We start from the raw sequence: 18,960 nt of genomic DNA, 5'->3' as shown, positions 1-18,960 counted from the left end.
GATATATTGATGAAAGTAGAGACTGCTATCTTTGGTCAAGTAAGTCAGGGACACGGCTTACGTAGATGTAGTAGTCGTTTAAAAGAATTTGAGTTAATAACATCAAAGCTAGACTTGCCTGATGCACTACCAAGTGGTCTCAATCTACCGCCTTATCTTTCAGGCTTTCCTTTAGGTAATTATTATATTGTTGCTAGAACTTTTATTGATAATTACGCTAGCCGTTCAGGAATGGTAAGGTCCTATGCTTTAGCTATTCCCATTGAAACTATAGCTCGTATCAATAACATTCAAATGTTTATCGATCTATTACCATGTGAAATTGTTGAAGACGATGATTTTAGTCAAGCTATTAATGCTGACGATAGCAGTTTGGAGAAAAAAAGAGATAGTAAATTAAGTGGTAATGTTGCAGAGTTACTTGTCACTAGTAAAAAAAGACCCCTAGTTTATAGGGGGGTCAAAGGTTTTTCTCAGCAGATAGCTGAGGTGTGGCAAAGCTTATGGCCTGATATGCGGAAGAGCTTTTCATTTAGTCTAAGTCTGACGCCTAGAGATAGTGAAAGTTATGATTTAGTTTGCGTTCCCGAAATGCTTATAGCTCGCTGGCAAGACCATAATGCGATTATTGATAAATTCAAAAATGTATCAACTACAGATGTCAGGTTGCAAGCATTTTCGACTGGCTATGAAAAATATAGTGAGTTTTGCGATAAGTTTGGTATAACTTTGGATAGCCCGAATAGAGTCGGACTATTAGATGAAGCTTATACTAGATATACAAATATCAAAACAGCCGAATTTAGTGATTATCTATCCTTTGTGAGGTTAATTGAAGTCCTTTCACCGAAAAGTAATGATGGGACAATTGAAAAAGCTCATCTTATGCAGAGATTTAACGAATTAGTTGCTAAGGCTAACATAGAAGATTTGCTATTACTAAGGAATTTCTCTGGTGCGCAATTCTCAACATCTAATAGTCTGTGGCACACAATCGAGTTAAGATTGTGTCACTATTCGTACTCTATAGATGAAGATATCTTTGTTCAGAAACTCATTCAAAATGCGTTAGATATTGACAACGTCGTTGAAGTATGGAGTCAATCAACTATTAACGGTGTCGTAAGTGCTTTTAATCATCACGACTCCTTAATTTTCAAATCTTTTTGGCGATGGTTAGAAGCATTTCCTGAAGTTATGTCTAAATTTGTAAAATTTTTAGATATTACACAAGAGATTGAGAACGCATTATCTATCAATGCACCACTTCAGTTATCCCAAAAAGTAGAAGATTTAATAATTCCGTATCTTGCTGATAAAAAATTACTGAGACTTCATGGCTTATTAGTGGCACTGCGTTATCCTGCCGAGCAAGCTTTTGAAAAACAATTAAGCATTGATACAGATATATCCTTCATATCTGGGTTGAAAGAAATTGCTTCTAGAGCAGACGTCTCAATGTTGCTTGGAGTTTGCACATCTATCAATGAACCTCGTATTACACAAATTACAATTGATGAAGCACTTACCAACCCCTCCATACTAAAAAGTGTGAATTATCATAATGAGAAAACACTATATATTTGGACTCAAGTGTTAGAGAGAGATTTAAATGTTTGGAATGCACCAAATAATCCAAAAGCAATTCTTTACTCATTATTTGATGATTTTATAGACAACGGGAAGTCTAATCACGAAAAGCTAATAGCGTTACTATCCAAAACCCCTCTTGCAGATTTATGTGATTATTCAAGAAAATCATCTTTATGGAAACTTCTTGATTTAAGTAGTGTAGATGAGTATCTAGCCCACACAGCTATAGGATGGTATCAACGTGCTCTAAATATGGATTTTGTTGAGTTAGATTTAGAATTAGAAAATGCGATATGTCATATTCCTAATCTAAATAAAAGAATGAAGCAGGATACCAAAGATAATCCTACAGCGATTATCAAAATCTTTGAGAGGGTTCATACATTGCAAGAAGCTGATTTCATAGAATGGCTAAGCTTTTGGATTGAACAATCAGGTCAAAAAGAAAAAATCGATTTAGATCTTATAGGTGAGTTAGTTAAAATAAGGGGTTGGAAAAAGTCTGCTAACTTAGTTCTAAATTATTCAAAATCAAAAGATCCCGATTTAAAATCTGTTTTACCATTTTGGCATGGGATATTGTCGTTTTGGGATTTATTTGGAGTTATTCCACAAACTGAAGACCAAAAGTGGGAAGGTCTTATTAAGATTGTAATAGAGCTATATCCTTTAGGGCCTGAACAGGAAAGCTTATGGAGTAGATCAGGAGGTGATCAGTCTTCTTTGAAGGGTAAGGATTCAGGACGTGATGCTTGGTATCATGCTATTAATATAATAAAAAATGGAGCTAAACCGTCTCCGTTAGATTTAATAAATACTATTAAACAGGATTATCCTAACAACCCTAGAATTTCAACTTTAGAAAATTTATTCAGGAATTAGTAATGTCATTATATAAATCTTTCTCACAGGCACATGCATTAATTATTGGTATTTCAGAATACCAAGGAAATAATCGCCTACCAGATATAGTGACTAAAGACGCTAATGATATTGCGAATACACTTAAAGCGGAGAATTATTGTGGATATGATAAATCTAATGTGAAGCTCTTATTAAACTCAGAAGCCACTTTATTAAATATACGTCATGAGATAAATGAAATAGCTTCTAAAGCAAAGCCTGATGATACAGTTTTTATTTATTTTACTGGCCACGGTGGAAGTTACGGGGATTTAAACGACCCTGCGAGTTTCTTAGTACCATTTGATGCTAACAAACCATTAGAAAGTTTATTACATGAGCGGGAGTTATCAGAACTATTTTCTTCAATAAAATCCGATAGATTACTAATTGTAATTGACGCCTGCCATTCGGGCGGTGTTGCTAGCTTTAAATCTATTACAAAAGAATATACAGGTGGTATTGCCGATAAGTCATTAGAACGTCTCTCTAAAGGTAAAGGTAAGGTATTATTTGCTTCATCAAGAGCTTCAGAAGTTTCACTGGTAATTAGAGGTGATAAAAATAGTTTATTTACTAAGCATTTTTTATCGGCACTAAAAGGAAATACTAATTCGTCAGATGAATTTATAAGAGTATTCGATATATTCGAATACCTAGAGAAGAATGTAAATCGGGAAGCTAAAAGTATTGGTCGGGAACAACATCCAATATTAAAAGTTAGTCTTGAAAATAACTTTGCAGTGGCACTTAGATGTGGCGGATTGAAAAGCGTAGAGACCAATACTGATTTAGTTAATAACGAAATTGTAAGTCAGGATAAAAAGCTTGAAAGCATACTTGTTGATTTATATCCAGAAGGTCCTAAAGATCAAGATATATGGTTAAGAGCTGGCGGGGATATATCTAGATTAAAGCTTCATGGAACAGGTAAATCACAATGGTATTCAGCCTTACGAACCCTAAGCCAAGGTGGTGGTGGTTCAAATATAAGCTTAAATAGCTTATTATTGGAAGCAAGGGAGGATTTTCCTAATCATAGTCAGTTGATTGAACTATGAATGGACTGTAGTAGATAAGGATTAAATATCACACCATTTTCTTAGAGTTTTAAGCTGCTTTGATGGTGTGCCGTAGTTAAATCTAAACTCACACTCTTTTACAAACAAGTGGAAGTTCTTCTTATCGACTCAATTGTATTCTCTAAGTGTACGTTTAGATTGATTCCAAAATTTTTCATTGCCATTGATGTGATTGCCACCACGAGCAAACTCTTTAGAATGATTTACTCTAAAGTGTTTAAACTCACTCACATCTATAGCCAATCCCCTTTAAAAGAGTTACGGAGTTAACCTCGTTTAGCCTACTGCAGTAGTACTTGCACTCGGTTGCCTTGTATCTCTTTTAAATTGAACAGACTATAACGCATTATAACTTCGATAGCTATCGGTATAAACAAAGCTGTAAGGCTTTATTTTACAGCTAATGATGGGCATAAAGGTGTTCTGTCTGGTGTCTGCCACGACAATGGTATAAACCTTGCCATTTCGCTTCAAAATGCCAAAAACGGTAGTTTTTCCAGCACCACCTCGACTTCTTATACCCTTACGTACTCTGCCAAAGTAGCTTTCGTCTAATTTGACTTATGTCTAGAAGATGTCATCTATTTGCTTCGAGTGATAAATAATACTCTATAATGAGTCTTATTTTATGGTAAAAAAGTGCCGCCTTATTTGGCTGAAGATTTAATCAACAGGTCATATACGTATATGGTGTTTCCAAATCTTTAGGGGGTAATTGGCGGGTATGTATTATGGTATGCCCTGAGCATTTGCGAGAGGAAATATTACGACAGAAAATGTTGTCAGTGTAACTGCTTGTTCTGAGCTTAACGAACGTATCGTTAGCAATATGCTAAGTGATAGCAGTTACCCTCGGCACATTCGTAAAATGCAGGGTCTTATCAGGCCAATCACATCGCCAGCTAATAGACTGGCTCAATAAATTAAATTTCAATATTGAAGATGAGTTTTACATCGAAAATAAAATCAGTGAGTTGAGTTTGTTTGTATGGCTAGATGTTGGTATAGATAGCACGACTCTTGCTGAATATGCATATGTTGAGGGATGTCATGTTGCGCCGGGGCTTCTATTCTCACCGAGTGGCAACTTCAAAACTTATATTCGACTAAATGTTGGTACAACCTCTAAAGAATTTTTATTGTGGCTGCGAGATTATTTAGATAAAGCCAAAGTATGATAGGAGTTTATATATATTGATAATGCTAAAACTTAGTCGTATAAGTTTGGGATAGAGATAATGTAGTAAGTGATAGTTTGATGGCTTATAGGTCTTATGTCTCAATTATCATGGACGTGCCCAAGAGTGACATCCAATCCCGTCTTTTACAACTTTGGTCACAAAATGGTCACCGTTTGGTCACCGAGCATTTGGTCACCGTAGAATAGCTAAACTATTTATTAACAATACTAATCAGTTAAAGATGTACTATACTAAAAATTACAACCTATAAGAATCTACAAAATAAGATGTATTATTTATTTGTTATAGTCGGAATACTATGTGTTTTAAGGGCTGAAGTAAAACCACCACCCACAAAAAAACCTCAAGTATTTCTACTTGAGGTTGCAACTTTGTTGGAAACTAAGTTTTCTAAATATGGCGCAGCGGACGGGACTCGAACCCGCGACCCCCGGCGTGACAGGCCGGTATTCTAACCAACTGAACTACCGCTGCTTAGGTCGTCTAGCTTATTTAACCACTTGGTTTTTAAACCATTACTATATAGTGGTGGGTGATGACGGATTCGAACCGCCGACATTCTGCGTGTAAGGCAGACGCTCTACCAACTGAGCTAATCACCCTTGAAAAACGTATTAAAAAAGCACTGCTTTTTTAATTTCGCAAGAGAAAACTAATTTTACAGTATTAAGTAAAAATAAGAAACTAAACATAATTGTAATATACTTAGTTATTCAAAAACTACAGTTATTTAACAACTAAGGTCTCTCGCTGTGGGAGTGTATTATATAGATTTTAAACGGTGTGTCAAATATTTTAATAAAATAACTTAATAACTCAACATCGACTTTAATGAAGACGCTAACTTAATACACTATTGGATTATACCATCAATAAGCTATGGCTTATCGATGGTATAAATAAATTTTTAACGCTCCCCTAATCCCTCTGACAACGTCTTAGTAATAGGTTTGGTTAAATAGGATAGCACAGTACGTTCCATTGCTTTAATATCAACGCTGGCTGTCATACCAGGTTTAATAACAATTTCATCACCCCGTCCCGCAAATTCAGCCTCCCCTATCTTAATGAGCACTCGATAATACGGTTCTTCGCCATTTGGGGTTTTCTTCATTAGGGTATCAGGGCTAATATAAGTTACCGTACCATTCATTGCACCAAAGATTGAAAAGTCATAGGCATCTAGCTTAACCGAAGCAGCTTGCCCTTCTTTAACATAAGCAATATCTCCCGGACTAACTTCAGCTTCAACTATTAGGTCACTACTTGTTGGCAGCAACTCCATGATAACCTCACCTGGTTTAACAACACCGCCGATGGTAGTAATATTAATATTGTTAACTTTACCGTTTGCAGGTGATAATAATCGCTTTTCTTCCAGCACCTGAGATCTATCTCTCAACTGTTCAAGCTCAGTATCAAGCTCCTCTTGCGCCTTTGTCATCTCAGCCTGTGCTTCTTCAAAATATTTATTACGTTTATTATTGATTTGCGCCTCAATATCAGCCACCTGACGACGCAATTTAATGATATCTGCTTGGCTAACATCTCCATACTCAAGTAACGGTTCATTCATACTCAGCTCTTTACGAGCCAATACCAGCATTTTCTCTAAGGAGGAAACATCTTCATTTATGGCTTGACGTCTACGATTATACAGTTGGGTTTGGTTCTCGACATATTCTGGATAATCAAGCACATCATCGGTAAAGACCAGTGGCTTCAGAAAAATTTCGGCCTGCAATCTTGCAAGCTTTGCTCTTAAAGCAGCAGTCTTTGAAGCTGAGTTATCTACAGCGGCTTTAGCACGCTCCTCTTCTAATACAACCAGCAACTGCCCTTCTTTAACGTCATCCCCTTCTGATACTAATATGTCGGTCAATATTCCACCTTCAGAAGCTTGAATTTGTTGCGTTCTAGCACTGGCAATTACGGTAGCTTTGGCGCGAGTAACTTGGTCAATTTTAGCAAAATATGCCCACGTCAATAATATACCAATACCGATTAGGGCAATCCATATACTAAGACGAGCACGGCCAACTTTGGGCTTTGTTGGTGTATATTGATATTCAGACATGCCTATTTCTCTTCTGATGTAGGTTTAATAATGATGGTTGGTTGCTTCGGCTTTCTGGGCGCAGTTTTATCTGCGCTATGATTCACATTGTTTCGCTTCTGCTCAACGTTTGACACAGTCTGGGAAACTGTATTATTGCCTTCTGACCCTGCTTGTTGCTCTGAGACAGGCTTTATTGAAATTGATGCCTTTTTACTGTCTCCTGAAGCCTTACTACTTGTCGGTTTTAATGATACTCTAGTACTGTTAGCCTTGATAGACGACTTACTGGCTTCATCTAAAGTATCTTTTTGAGTACCGGACTGCGCAGAGTCGCTACTCTTCTTCTCTGAGGCGGGATTAATCACAATAGTTTGGTTAGCAGATGGCGGCCTCTTTGACTTGCCTAATCTGTTAGGCCCCTTAGGGGATTTTGGACTGCTTGAAGGGGCACTTAGGGCCGTTTCAGAGCTTGGCGATTGTCCAATTTTATCGATTGGTGTGGTGTGCTTAGCTTTTTCATTCTGCCTTAACTTGTTTAATACATCTTCTTTCGAACCATCCATAACAATTTTTTGGTTATCCATAATAATAATACGGTCAACCAAGTCTAACAGAGCTGTCTTATGAGTCGATACAATCAAGGTTTGCCCATCTTGCAACTCTTCACGTAGTACACTTAAACATCGCTGTTCTTGGCGATTATCCATTGAGGCTGTGGGCTCATCTATCAATAGGACAGACGGTTTTGTTAATAAAAGACGGGTAAAGGCAACTAACTGCTTCTGACCACCCGACAACCCACGCCCACCTTCACTAATCGGTAAGTCTAAACCGCTTGAATGGTTGGCAACTAAATTAATTAAACCTGTTTTTAATAGGGCTTGATGGATAACATCATCCGTAGGCGCTGCCATACCAATCAGGAGGTTTTCACGTAAAGTGCCTTGAAATAATCGATGATCCTGCTGAAGATAACCGACCTGCTCACTTAGTGATTCTCGGCTAATTTGTTGGATATCTAAACCATCAAGCAATATTCTTCCTGATGTTGGGGCATATAATCCTGATAACAGCTTAAGTAAAGTAGATTTCCCAGAACCAATAGGACCCAGAACAGCTACCCTTTCACCTGGCCTTATGGTTAAATTAGGAACGGTAATAGCGGGACGGTCATTACCCAGGTAATTAAAAACCATATCGTCAACTTGATAGTGACCTCTTATTTTAGTAGGAGATAACGGATAGTTAACACCATGATTGTCTTGCTCAAGGGCGAAAATAGATTCAATCATACCTTTAGCAGCTTTAGCATGAGAGAACTGAACCAAAAGCCCTGGTATGGCCATAACAGGGGCAAGAACACGACCACCTAGAATTGAACAGGCAATCAAACCACCCATGGTCATATCGCCACTCATAACCACAAATGCACCGGTAATTACCATACCAACATAACTGACTTGTTGTAACATTTGGGTAAAATAACTTAAATTATCATTGGTGTGCTTCATGTCTAAGTCGTTCTTGATAGTAACATTCATTACATCAAGCCAACGTGATAAAAACTTCCAACTTCCAGCCCCTGCCTTAATAGTCTCAACACCCTCAACAGTTTCAACTAATAAACCTGTTTTATAGTAAGAAGCAGAAGCACCTTCGGCCGCAATGGTATCAATTCGTTTGCGCGCATTTAAACCCAAAATAATAGCGATAGTCGCAGCGATGATAGGTACTAGTGCAACCAGAGGCGAACCGATATAAGCTATTAACGATAAAAAGATAACTGTCATGGGTAAATCGACTAAAGCAAACAACGTACCTGCTGTAAAAAAGCTGCGCACTTGTTCATAACCACGCAATTGAGCGGCCATAGACCCTACTGAGCCTGGCATCTGATCAATGCGAACTTTTAATAAGCGTTGAAACACCTCCCGTGATAGATACTGATCCAATCCAGCGACTACCTTATCCATAATTCTTGAGCGGGAGAATTTCATGAACGCTTCAAACAGGATGATTAACCCTACACCACTCGCTAAAATTATTAACGTATATTGGCTACGTGTTGGAATCACACGGTCGTAGACTTGCATTGAAAACAAAGAGACTGCAAGTGCTAAAAAGTTAATAAGAAAAGAAGCAAGTACCGCCTCAATTACTACACCTTTATAGCTTTTTAAATTCGATTTTAATAAGTCCGTAAATGTCGCATTACGCTTTTTAATATGATCGTCTTTTAAACGTACGCGTAATACGAGTGATAACTCGCTAACCCGGACAGGCTGAGTTTTTTCTTCTTGACGAAAATTCCACGCACCTTGTGGAGTATGCCCATCAATAACGCCCCAACCAAACCTCGTGTGGTATGTCAATAACGGTAAAAAAGCAGCATCAGGTTGCTCTAATATCTCTGGCGTATCTTCAACACCTATACCATGTAATACTTCAATAACCCCGCCAAGAGTATTTATACCACGGCCCTCACCACTATTTTTTTGATTATCATGGCGTCTTATTACATCTTGTAGGCGTACATTGTCAACAGGGTAGCCCTGTTGGCTTAGCAGATGCCTTAATGCATCTGCTAACGATTGTGCAATAGTAAGCTGTTCATTAGTCTCTACCAATTCGCCAGTTAACACTGTTTCATCTGTTTGGTTATCATTAACAGTCATAGATGTCACTTATTCAATTATTATTTTTCAATTAGAAGACAAAATCAGTCAGTTCATAGCTGATTAATTTCGATCAGCATACACAAAAAAATCATCTACCTCATAAACTTCAACTTTATATACATTGTCATGATCGTTGTTATCAACAAAGTTTTCTGTTAAAGAGATAGGCGCTCTAACTTTTACAGTATTGTCTTCATCATTATTTAGTGGTTGCTGGTACGTTTGATTGGACTCTTCAATATAAATATAATCATCGCTTACTTCATGAATATCAGTTGGGTTGGGTTTAATAGACAGTGGCTTGCCAGCCTTGTCCGACATTTCTCTTGGCTCATTTTCAATAGTAGATACTTCTTCCACGCTCTTATCATCGTTTATCCTTAAGATAACACCATCGTTAAGTCTTTGCTCAGCTGAGGCTGGAAGATTAACTTCCATTAATGAATCAGAGCTTATTGGCTGATCTTGAGTAACATAATTATTATATTCAAAATCCTGACCATCCAACACACTATCTTGTTTTCCTAGCCAGTTTTGTACAGGGTCAGTCACTTTGAACAAATCTACTTTTTCACGATTACGGGCAAACTTCTGCCAAGGCATTAAGCCAAAATCAACTTGAAGTTTATAAAACGAACCTAAAATATCAGAGCGTGTTTGCACCAATTGGTTTTGATAGTCACTAAGCTCACGTACCGCATTTAGAACCTCTAACCATGACTTTCTACCCGCTATAAACTGTCGACGGTATGAATCAACAACAATTTGCGCACCAGCAACCGCTGCAACTAATGATTGCTCACGACTCTTGGCACTGGCGAATTTCTGATACTCAACCTGAATATTTTCCATCACATTACGACGTGCTGCCTCTTGATTTTGTATCAAGCTATTTACCCGAGCTGCGGAAGCACGCGTTAACGCTAGATTAGAAAATCCGGCACCTGGTTCGTAGTTTAAACCCACTAAAAATGCGCCATCATTATCATTATCTTCATGCTCATAAGTATGGGTATATTGAGCATATAGTGAAGGATAATTTGAGGCTCTTTGAGATTTTACTTGCTGTTTGGCAGACTCAATTTGAAAGTATTCTTTGACAACAGAGGGGTTATAGAAGCTGGCTTTATTAAAAGCCATTTGTTCAAACCCAGCTGATTGAATTTTAGCTTGATCGGCTAAAACTTTTAGCTGAGGGACAAAGCGGGCGCTGTCTCTAGATAGTGGATGACCAATAATTTGTTCTAATCTAGAGCCAGCAATGCTTTGCTGTTCCACTGCTGCTTCATACGCATTTTGTTCTTGTAAAATACGATTGGTTACCAAATCAAGCTCAATTCTTGCTGAAACACCCTGCTTAACACGGCGCTGCATCATCGCTTCAAAATCAGCCAACTGTTCAAGATTTTCTAAATAAACCCGCTGCTTAGCCACTGCCGAAATATAACTTTGCCATGCATCAATGGTGGTTTTAGCCACATCATTTTGCTGCTCATAAATATTTTCTATGGCAGCTTTATCATCAAAAATGGCTTGATTGACATTAGCTGTAAGACGGCCACCTGTCCATAAAGGTTGACGAATATTAATCTCTGAAACGAGATCTTTATCTTTTTGATAGCCCGTCGAAAAACTGGGTACCGGCAATAAATTAAGTTTTGCCGCTGAAATGCCCTCTTTAGTGGCTTCTTGTTCAGCTTTTGCCGAGCCAACTAAGGGATGCGAGTCAATAGCTTGCGATATTAACGAGTTTATCTGCACGTCACTGACTGCTGCTTGAGCATGGTATGGCAAACTAACACCAGACATTAACAGTAGTGAAAGCAATAGTTTGTTTTTATATTTAAATTGACTAAATAGCATAGTGGGTAAGCTTATTTGTTAAGGGGTTAATGCTAGGTTGGATTTAATACATTTTACCATAGCATACTCGTATTAATATTATTAGCTGTACTTATTAAGTGGTTACAATAAGAAATAGTTGCAACCAAGTTACCGCCGTACTCAGTATAAATAATTTTCACGCGACTAAAACCCGCGACTAAAAATAGACAGTTGCCTATTTTTACTGGTTTAAAAATTGTGGCGTAGAACACATTAAAACTTTTATATTACAACTTCTATATACAGTTTAGCGAAAATATAATCCTAAGCTTAACTGATAGTAAACTTATATATAACCCAAGCAAAATTTATGAAAATATCTAGCAAAAATTGTACCATTTACTGTAAGCCTTGTTAGCTTAAGCCTTGATACTAAATTTTAGTGCTAAATATTACCTATTATAATAGTAATAAATATATTCATTAATGATAGTTACTCATCTGAATTGGCAAAAACAGTCTCTTTAGTCACTCTTAACACCTCTTCTAGTGTCGTTTTTCCTGCCAATACTTTTTTAAGCCCATCGGCCCGTATGGAAGGTGTTAACAGTCGGGCATATTCTTCAAGTTTATATTCTGCAACACCGCCATGAATCATACGTCTTAAGTCATCATCCACAGGAATAACTTCATATATGGCAGTACGCCCTTTGAATCCAGACTGACTACACTTCTCACAGCCTTTAGGAATAGGCAGCCGAATTGTCTCAGTTGCTGAGTTATGAATATCGACTTCTCTAAATAGTTGCGCTTGCACAGGATCAGCATCCTTCCAGTGATGGCAGTGAGGACATAACGTTCTCACTAACCGTTGGGCCACTACACCAATGAGAGAGGAAGAAAGTAAAAACGGCTCAACGCCCATATCTTGTAAACGGGTAACGGCACCAATAGCCGTATTAGTGTGTAAAGTTGATAATACTAAATGACCCGTTAATGATGCCTGAACTGCAATCTCGGCGGTTTCTAAATCTCGAATTTCGCCTACCATGACCACATCTGGGTCTTGACGCAGCATGGCGCGTAAACTGCGCGCAAAGGTCATCTCGACTTTGGTGTTAACTTGCGTCTGACCAATACCATCAAGCTGAAACTCAATAGGATCTTCAGCAGTTAAAATATTTCGAGTTTGATCATTAAGCTCTGATAAAGCAGCATATAAGGTAGTGGTTTTGCCCGAACCGGTTGGCCCTGTTACTAAAAAAATACCATGCGGACGATGAATGAGCTTTTTAAGTACTTGAAAATCTTTGTCGGCTAGTCCAAGGTAAGTCATGTTCAATCTACCCGCTTGCTTGTCTAACAGACGCATTACCACCCGTTCGCCAAAGCTTGATGGCAAAGTGGATACTCGAACATCTACTTCACGACCTGCCAGCCTTAAACTGATACGACCATCTTGCGGCACACGTTTTTCAGCGATATCTAACTTTGCCATTACTTTAATACGTGATACTAACAGAGGTGCTAACTGCCGCTTTGGGCTGACAATTTCTTTTAATTCACCATCAACACGAAAACGAACAGACAATCTTTTTTCAAAGGTTTCGATGTGAATATCCGAAGCATTTAAACGAATGGCTTCAGATAGCAAAGCATTGATTAGACGAATAATAGGCGCATCGTCTTGTTGATCCATCAAGTCTTCAGTTTCTGGGACGCTATCGGCAAGGCTGTCTAGATCTGGGTGGTCTTCTAGACCAGCAGCAATGTGCTGCGATTCGCCTGTATTTCCTGCATAAGCGGTCTCCATACGTTTATCAAACTCATCCGCTAGTACAGTTTCTATATCTAGGGGTTGAGAAGTACCATTGATAGAAGCAAAGGAAATAGCTTCATTAATAGCGCTGATAGGTGTGTCCTCAGTGACCACCAAAGAAGGAACAACCGTATTGTCAGGAGACGGTACCATAAGGATTTGATGACGCTTTGCAAAGCCATAGGGTAAAAATAACATAAAGTGCTACTTACTAAGTTTGAACGATAATTTTATTATTATAATGACTTAATTATTATATAGACAAATTGACTCTGATATTACCTTAAAGTTAACAGTACTTCACTAATCGTATGAAATGAACCACAAACTAATATCAGATCATCCGCCGTGGTAACTGGTATAACACCATAGGTTGCAGCAGTTAACGAATCATATAAAGTTGTGTCCGTTACTTGTCTCTGGCTTAAAGTCTCTTGCAAAATCTTTATCTCTGCTGCTCTCGGATGATCAATTTCAGCAATGTGCCACATTTCAATTGGCAAACCTGACGCCACCAACAAGTCAACGACTCTACCAATATCCTTATCTGATAGCATCGAGAACACAAGATGAAGATGTGCTGAAGGGTACTGCTGTAAGTGGCTTTGCCAAAAAGATAAAAATTGCATGAGGAGAAAACTCATACCACGATCATTATGAGCCACATCAAACACCCAATGCCGATTTGCAAGCTGACGATAATCAAATCGACCATCAAGCCTAACCAAAGTTAAAGCGGCTTGAATATGCGATGGCTCTATAGTTAATTGACTGGCTAATACCGCCGCAACTGCATTGGCGGTATTGACTAATGACAACTTTGGTTTTGGTAATTGTAAGGTAACACTGGCGCTACTAAATTGCCACATATCTAGCTTTATACTGTTGTCATAGACGTAATCATAATCAATGCCAAGTTGATAAATAGCACAATTAAGCTCTTCACTCCTATCTCTTACTGATTGCGGCATATCGTCTTCACCATAAATAAGCGAAATACCTTCGCGCAGGATACCTGCTTTCTCATGGCCTATTTTTTCACGTGTATCGCCTAACCAATCCACATGATCGATGCCAATATTAGTAATTATAGCTAAATCAGGATCAATGATATTAACGACATCCAATCTGCCCCCGAGACCCACCTCAAGTACCCAAACATCACAATCAGCCTGAGCGAAAATGAGCATGGCAGCCAAGGTAGTCATTTCAAAAAACGATAAGGTTAATGCGCAAACCAATCTTGCTAGTTCCACTTCAGCAAAGGCATCGACAAGCGTTTGCTCTCCTACAGGCAAACCGTTAATGCGCACACGCTCATTAAAATCAAGCAAGTGGGGGGATTGATATAAAGCCGTTTTATAACCTGCTTGCTGACAAATCTCACTAATAACCGCTGTGGTCGAACCTTTACCATTTGTCCCTGCGACAGTAAATACAAAAGCATCATCTTTAGCAGATTGCACCAAACCCAAATGCTCTGCAACTGGCATCACTCTTGACAGACCCATATCAATGCCAGAAACGTGAATTTGCTGCATATAGTTAAGCCAGTCCGATAATGAACTGGCTTTGGTTGGAATGGGTTTGGACATACCTACAGGTTTATTGGACACTGAACATCTCGACTTATAACGATATAATTATGGGTTTCCCTCTAACTCTGAGAGGGATACAGTTTAACTCTCTGCCAAGGTCAATCGATATAAATAGCCTAGCTTTAACTTTATCATAAAATCAAACCATTGATACTTACCACAGCATAGCTATACTTAGTAATGAATGAATGCTGTCGCAATTATAGTGCAAGATGTCTTGGTCATTAATTGACGCACAGCATCCATACACAAATCATCTATAAGTGCATAAGCTTGGCTAGCAAGCGATAAATCGTATCATTCAATTGATGACGATGCACCACTTGATCAATAATACCATGCTCTAACAAATACTCTGCACGCTGAAACGGTTCTTCAAGCGTCTCACGTACGGTTTGCTCAATAACACGTTTGCCTGCAAAGCCAATCATTGCCTTAGGTTCGGCAATATGAATATCTCCAAGCATAGCAAGCGATGCGGTAACACCGCCATAGACTGGGTTAGTTAGTACAACAATATACGGTACACTGGCCAGACGTAAACGCTCAATGGCAGCCCCAGTGCGCGCCATCTGCATTAACGACAGCAATCCTTCTTGCATACGAGCACCGCCAGAAGCGGCAAAACATACCAATGGTATTTTTTTCTCTAATGCTGTTTCTGCCGCTTGTACAAATCTATCACCAACCACAGACCCCATTGAGCCGCCCATAAAACGAAAATCGAACGAACAAGCAATCACATCCATATCTCTAAGCTTACCTTGCATTACCAATAAGCCTTCGGTTTCACCAGTTTTTTCTTGAGCTTGCTGCATGCGTTCCGGATACGGCTTACTATCAACAAACTTTAAAGGATCGCCTGCTATAAACTCTTGACCCAGCTCTCGTTCTACCGTATCAAGAAAGCCTGTTAGACGTTCACGGGCAGTTAATGCCATATGAAAATCACAATGTGGGCAGACATAGCTGTTAAAAATAAGAGCCGTGTTGGTTGTTACTGAATGGCACTCAGGACACTGTGTAGATGGTTCAGTCTCAACTGCGGTTAGCTGAGCTTGATTCTGAACCTTAACGGATGGTACAGGGCGATCAAACCACGTAGACCCAGTAGAGGCATTGTTTGCTATCACATCTGAACTTGTCATATTACCTTCATTTTCTAAAACTTGCGCTGTTTTGGTCATATCCTTGACTTCACTTCTTGAGTTGTTGATATTCACAGTTTACATGTGTACTCAATATTAACAGATAAATACCCACTTTGCCTATTAGGTATTACTTTATGTATTGCTCAAACTATCAATAGCTGCTCTGAGCTCATCCATCGTTGCCATCATTTTGCCTTGCGCTACCGCAATGGTTGCTTCATCTGTTTGAGCATTTAAGTCTGCAAACTGTTGCACCAAAGCACTACCCACGATAACTCCATCAGCATATTGACCTACCGCCTTAGCTGACTCTCCATCCCGAATACCAAAACCGACACATACTGGTAGATCTGTCTCAGCCTTAATCGATTGTACTTGCTCATTCACATCTTCTGTATCCAAAGTGGCAGACCCTGTTACTCCTTTAAGCGACACATAATATATATAACCACTACAATGGGTTAGTACTTGTGCTCTGCGCTCAGGTAAGGTGGTGGGCGATAACAGAAATATCTCATTCATCGCATGTTCGGATAAATGCTGGGTAAAGGTGCCTGCCTCTGCTGGGGGTAAATCAACCATAAGTAGCCCATCTACGCCAGCCTCTTCGCAAAGCTTAGTAAAGTTATCATAGCCAATAATTTCAACAGGATTGAGATAGCCCATTAAGATAATAGGCGTATCGCTATCAGTTTTGCGAAACTCTTTTACCATCTCAATCGCTTGGCGGGTACTAGTACCACCCGCTAAAGCACGCTCACCAGCTGTGGCAACCGTTGGACCATCTGCCATGGGATCAGAAAAGGGCAAACCCAGCTCAATCATATCAGCGCCATGCTTAACTAGATCATGCAGTAAGCCAACGGTCGTATTAGGACTTGGGTCACCCGCCATCACATACGGGATAAGGGCTTTTTTGTTTTGGGCTTTTAGGGTTTGGAAGGTTTTTTCTATTCGGGTCATTATTTTCTCAATTATTTGTATCGATTAATTTTTTAATATCTTTATGCAAATTAATATCTTTATCCAAATTTATTTCGGCTCAGTGACCGCTATATCCAACGCACAAGCTATCTTTTGCGCCTTTTTATCAAAGGTTAATAAACTGGCATTGTCATACTGACTGATTTGATAAGCAATGACACCATCGGCAAAGTCACCACCAGACTTTAAAAAATCTAAACCTACTGCTACTTCATCAACTTTTAAAGTAAAGTTTTCTCTTGATAACAGGGTTTCGATTAAATCAATCAATTCTGAACGCTTAACTTTTAAGGTATTTCTTAAAAACCAAATAATTTCATTAAGGACATACGTAGGTATTTTAAACTCTGATGATGCATTAGATAACAAACGAGACGCTATTTCACTTTGGCGCTCATCATCATTCAGTAAATAGCGTAACATGACATTGGTATCAACAACGTAAATCATTGACCTTTACCCGCCATTGCTCGCTTAGTAACACCTTGAGTAATGGCATTATTGACCTGCTCATCTGTTACCCTATGGGTCACATAATGAGCAAACATACCAGCAAGTTTATCAGATTGCTTGTCCACATAACTGGGAGCATCTTGGTTAAGCTTCGATATTACCTCAACTTGCTTTTTCGGCAAACGAGACAACAATTCTAAAACCTTATCCACCGCCTCATCTTCAACTTTTATAGTAATCGTTTGCATAAATTATTCCTATAGTTGAGTGAATTTTAATCTGTAAAAGGGTAACTCAGCGTAGATAGTACATTCTGGACAGTTAGCGCCATGACGGGTTTAAAATAAATTAACTATTCTAAAGCTCAATCCCTTCCGCCTGCATCACCGAATGCAAATCCTTATCACCGCGACCCGACATATTAACAATAATCGTTTGATCAGGGGTCATCGTCTTCGCTAATTTCAAACCATAATACACCGCATGAGCCGACTCAAGAGCAGGAATAATACCTTCTTTACGGGTCACTTCATGGAAGCCTTCAAGCGCCTCTTTATCCGTACAACCCACATAATTAACCCGCTCAATATCTTTCAAAAAGCTATGCTCAGGGCCCACACCTGGGTAGTCTAATCCAGCCGAAATCGAATGCGTCTCAAGAATCTGACCATCATCATCCGCCATCAAATAAGTACGGTTACCATGTAATACCCCGACCCGACCCTTTGCAAGCGGTGCAGAATGACGCAACGTCTCAAGCCCATCACCCGTCGCCTCAACCCCATAAATCTTCACATCACTATCATTCAAAAAATCATAGAACAGACCAATCGCATTCGAGCCACCCCCCACACACGCCACTAGCGCATCAGGCAACTTACCGGTTTTCTCTAAATGCTGAATCTTAGCCTCTTTACCGATAATCGCCTGAAAGTCTCTCACCAACAGTGGATAAGGATGCGGGCCTGCACACGTTCCAATAATATAATAGGTCGAATCAACATTGGTTACCCAATCACGCATCGCCTCATTCATCGCATCTTTTAAAGTACGCGACCCCGACGTCACAGGTACCACTTTTGTACCCAGCAAACGCATACGATACACGTTCATCTTCTGACGCTCAACATCATCAGCGCCCATATAAACGATACACTCAAGACCCAAACGCGCTGCAATCGTTGCCGTTGCTACGCCATGTTGCCCTGCGCCCGTTTCTGCAATAATACGCTTCTTACCGCTCATTTTCGCCAGTAGTGCCTGACCAATCGTATTATTGACCTTGTGCGCGCCCGTATGGTTCAAATCCTCACGCTTAAAATAAATCTGCGCACCTCCTTGCTCATCGCTCAAACGCTTTGCATGATACAACGGCGTCGGACGACCCACATAATTTACCAAATCATTATGATACTCTGCCCAAAACTTCGGATCTTGCTTAACCTGATAATAAAGCGTCTCCAGCTCCTCTAACGCCGCCATTAACGTTTCCGAAACAAAACGTCCTCCATGAATGCCAAAGTGCCCACTCGCATCAGGATACTGTCTAAAATCAGTCACATCATCTGATAACTCATCATTATGAGGTATATTTGCAAAATTATTCATAAACGT

At 39.2% G+C, this 18,960-nt stretch carries 13 protein-coding genes, 2 tRNA genes and 1 pseudogene; 3 read left to right on the top strand and 13 right to left on the bottom strand.

The features are described 5' to 3' along the window. The first annotated feature begins 9 nt into the window (after window positions 1-9). Together AC2SLL_RS00540 and AC2SLL_RS00535 are read left to right on the top strand one after the other, a co-directional pair. Window positions 10-2,475: a GAP1-N1 domain-containing protein gene (locus AC2SLL_RS00540; RefSeq protein ID WP_486529716.1), complete on the top strand. Its 2,466-nt coding sequence runs from the start codon at window positions 10-12 to the stop codon at window positions 2,473-2,475. A gap of 2 nt (window positions 2,476-2,477) precedes the next feature. Next, entirely contained in the window at window positions 2,478-3,557 is a 1,080-nt protein-coding gene (locus AC2SLL_RS00535; RefSeq protein ID WP_486529715.1) for a caspase family protein, read from the top strand. A gap of 21 nt (window positions 3,558-3,578) precedes the next feature. Here the strand turns inward: AC2SLL_RS00535 and AC2SLL_RS00530 are convergent. Next, window positions 3,579-4,194: pseudogene (locus AC2SLL_RS00530) on the bottom strand (transposase). 220 nt (window positions 4,195-4,414) lie between these two features. Between AC2SLL_RS00530 and AC2SLL_RS00525 the strand changes: the two are divergent. Beyond that, entirely contained in the window at window positions 4,415-4,756 is a 342-nt protein-coding gene (locus AC2SLL_RS00525; protein WP_486529714.1) for a hypothetical protein, read from the top strand. Between the two features lie 421 nt (window positions 4,757-5,177). Here the strand turns inward: AC2SLL_RS00525 and AC2SLL_RS00520 are convergent. The 12 genes from AC2SLL_RS00520 to trpB all read right to left on the bottom strand — a co-directional run bounded on the left by AC2SLL_RS00520 (window position 5,178) and on the right by trpB (window position 18,954). Next, window positions 5,178-5,254, bottom strand: a tRNA-Asp gene (locus tag AC2SLL_RS00520). Between the two features lie 52 nt (window positions 5,255-5,306). Then, window positions 5,307-5,382 (bottom strand) — tRNA-Val (locus tag AC2SLL_RS00515). 305 nt (window positions 5,383-5,687) lie between these two features. Beyond that, complete coding sequence (locus tag AC2SLL_RS00510; protein WP_486529713.1) at window positions 5,688-6,857, bottom strand: beta-barrel domain-containing protein; 1,170 nt, start codon at window positions 6,855-6,857, stop codon at window positions 5,688-5,690. Window positions 6,858-6,859: 2 nt separating this feature from the next. After that, a complete protein-coding gene (locus AC2SLL_RS00505; RefSeq protein WP_486529712.1) occupies window positions 6,860-9,514 on the bottom strand; it encodes a type I secretion system permease/ATPase in 2,655 nt (884 codons plus the stop codon). 63 nt (window positions 9,515-9,577) lie between these two features. After that, window positions 9,578-11,380, bottom strand: a complete 1,803-nt coding sequence (locus AC2SLL_RS00500; protein WP_486529711.1) for a TolC family protein — start codon at window positions 11,378-11,380, stop codon at window positions 9,578-9,580. 454 nt (window positions 11,381-11,834) lie between these two features. Then, complete coding sequence (gspE, locus tag AC2SLL_RS00495; protein WP_486529904.1) at window positions 11,835-13,313, bottom strand: type II secretion system ATPase GspE; 1,479 nt, start codon at window positions 13,311-13,313, stop codon at window positions 11,835-11,837. A 125-nt stretch (window positions 13,314-13,438) separates the two neighbouring features. Then, window positions 13,439-14,755, bottom strand: a complete 1,317-nt coding sequence (locus tag AC2SLL_RS00490; RefSeq protein WP_486529903.1) for a bifunctional folylpolyglutamate synthase/dihydrofolate synthase — start codon at window positions 14,753-14,755, stop codon at window positions 13,439-13,441. A 260-nt stretch (window positions 14,756-15,015) separates the two neighbouring features. Beyond that, window positions 15,016-15,906 carry an acetyl-CoA carboxylase, carboxyltransferase subunit beta gene (accD, locus tag AC2SLL_RS00485; protein WP_486529902.1) on the bottom strand — a complete coding sequence of 297 codons (891 nt, stop codon included), beginning with the start codon at window positions 15,904-15,906 and terminating at the stop codon, window positions 15,016-15,018. Window positions 15,907-16,041: 135 nt separating this feature from the next. After that, the gene (gene trpA / locus AC2SLL_RS00480; protein WP_486529710.1) at window positions 16,042-16,872 is read right to left on the bottom strand and encodes a tryptophan synthase subunit alpha; all 831 of its coding nucleotides are present in this window, start codon (window positions 16,870-16,872) and stop codon (window positions 16,042-16,044) included. Window positions 16,873-16,941: 69 nt separating this feature from the next. Further along, window positions 16,942-17,343: a type II toxin-antitoxin system VapC family toxin gene (locus AC2SLL_RS00475; protein WP_486529709.1), complete on the bottom strand. Its 402-nt coding sequence runs from the start codon at window positions 17,341-17,343 to the stop codon at window positions 16,942-16,944. Then, the gene (locus AC2SLL_RS00470; protein ID WP_486529708.1) at window positions 17,340-17,594 is read right to left on the bottom strand and encodes a hypothetical protein; all 255 of its coding nucleotides are present in this window, start codon (window positions 17,592-17,594) and stop codon (window positions 17,340-17,342) included. Before AC2SLL_RS00470 ends, AC2SLL_RS00475 begins: the two co-directional genes overlap by 4 nt. 109 nt (window positions 17,595-17,703) lie before the next feature. Further along, window positions 17,704-18,954: a tryptophan synthase subunit beta gene (gene trpB, locus AC2SLL_RS00465; RefSeq protein ID WP_486529707.1), complete on the bottom strand. Its 1,251-nt coding sequence runs from the start codon at window positions 18,952-18,954 to the stop codon at window positions 17,704-17,706. Window positions 18,955-18,960 lie beyond the last annotated feature (6 nt).

The sequence above is a fragment of the Psychrobacter sp. CX97 genome, from assembly GCF_057396285.1.
Note: the sequence above shows the minus strand (reverse complement) of the source record. Positions and strands in the feature narration are given on the sequence as shown.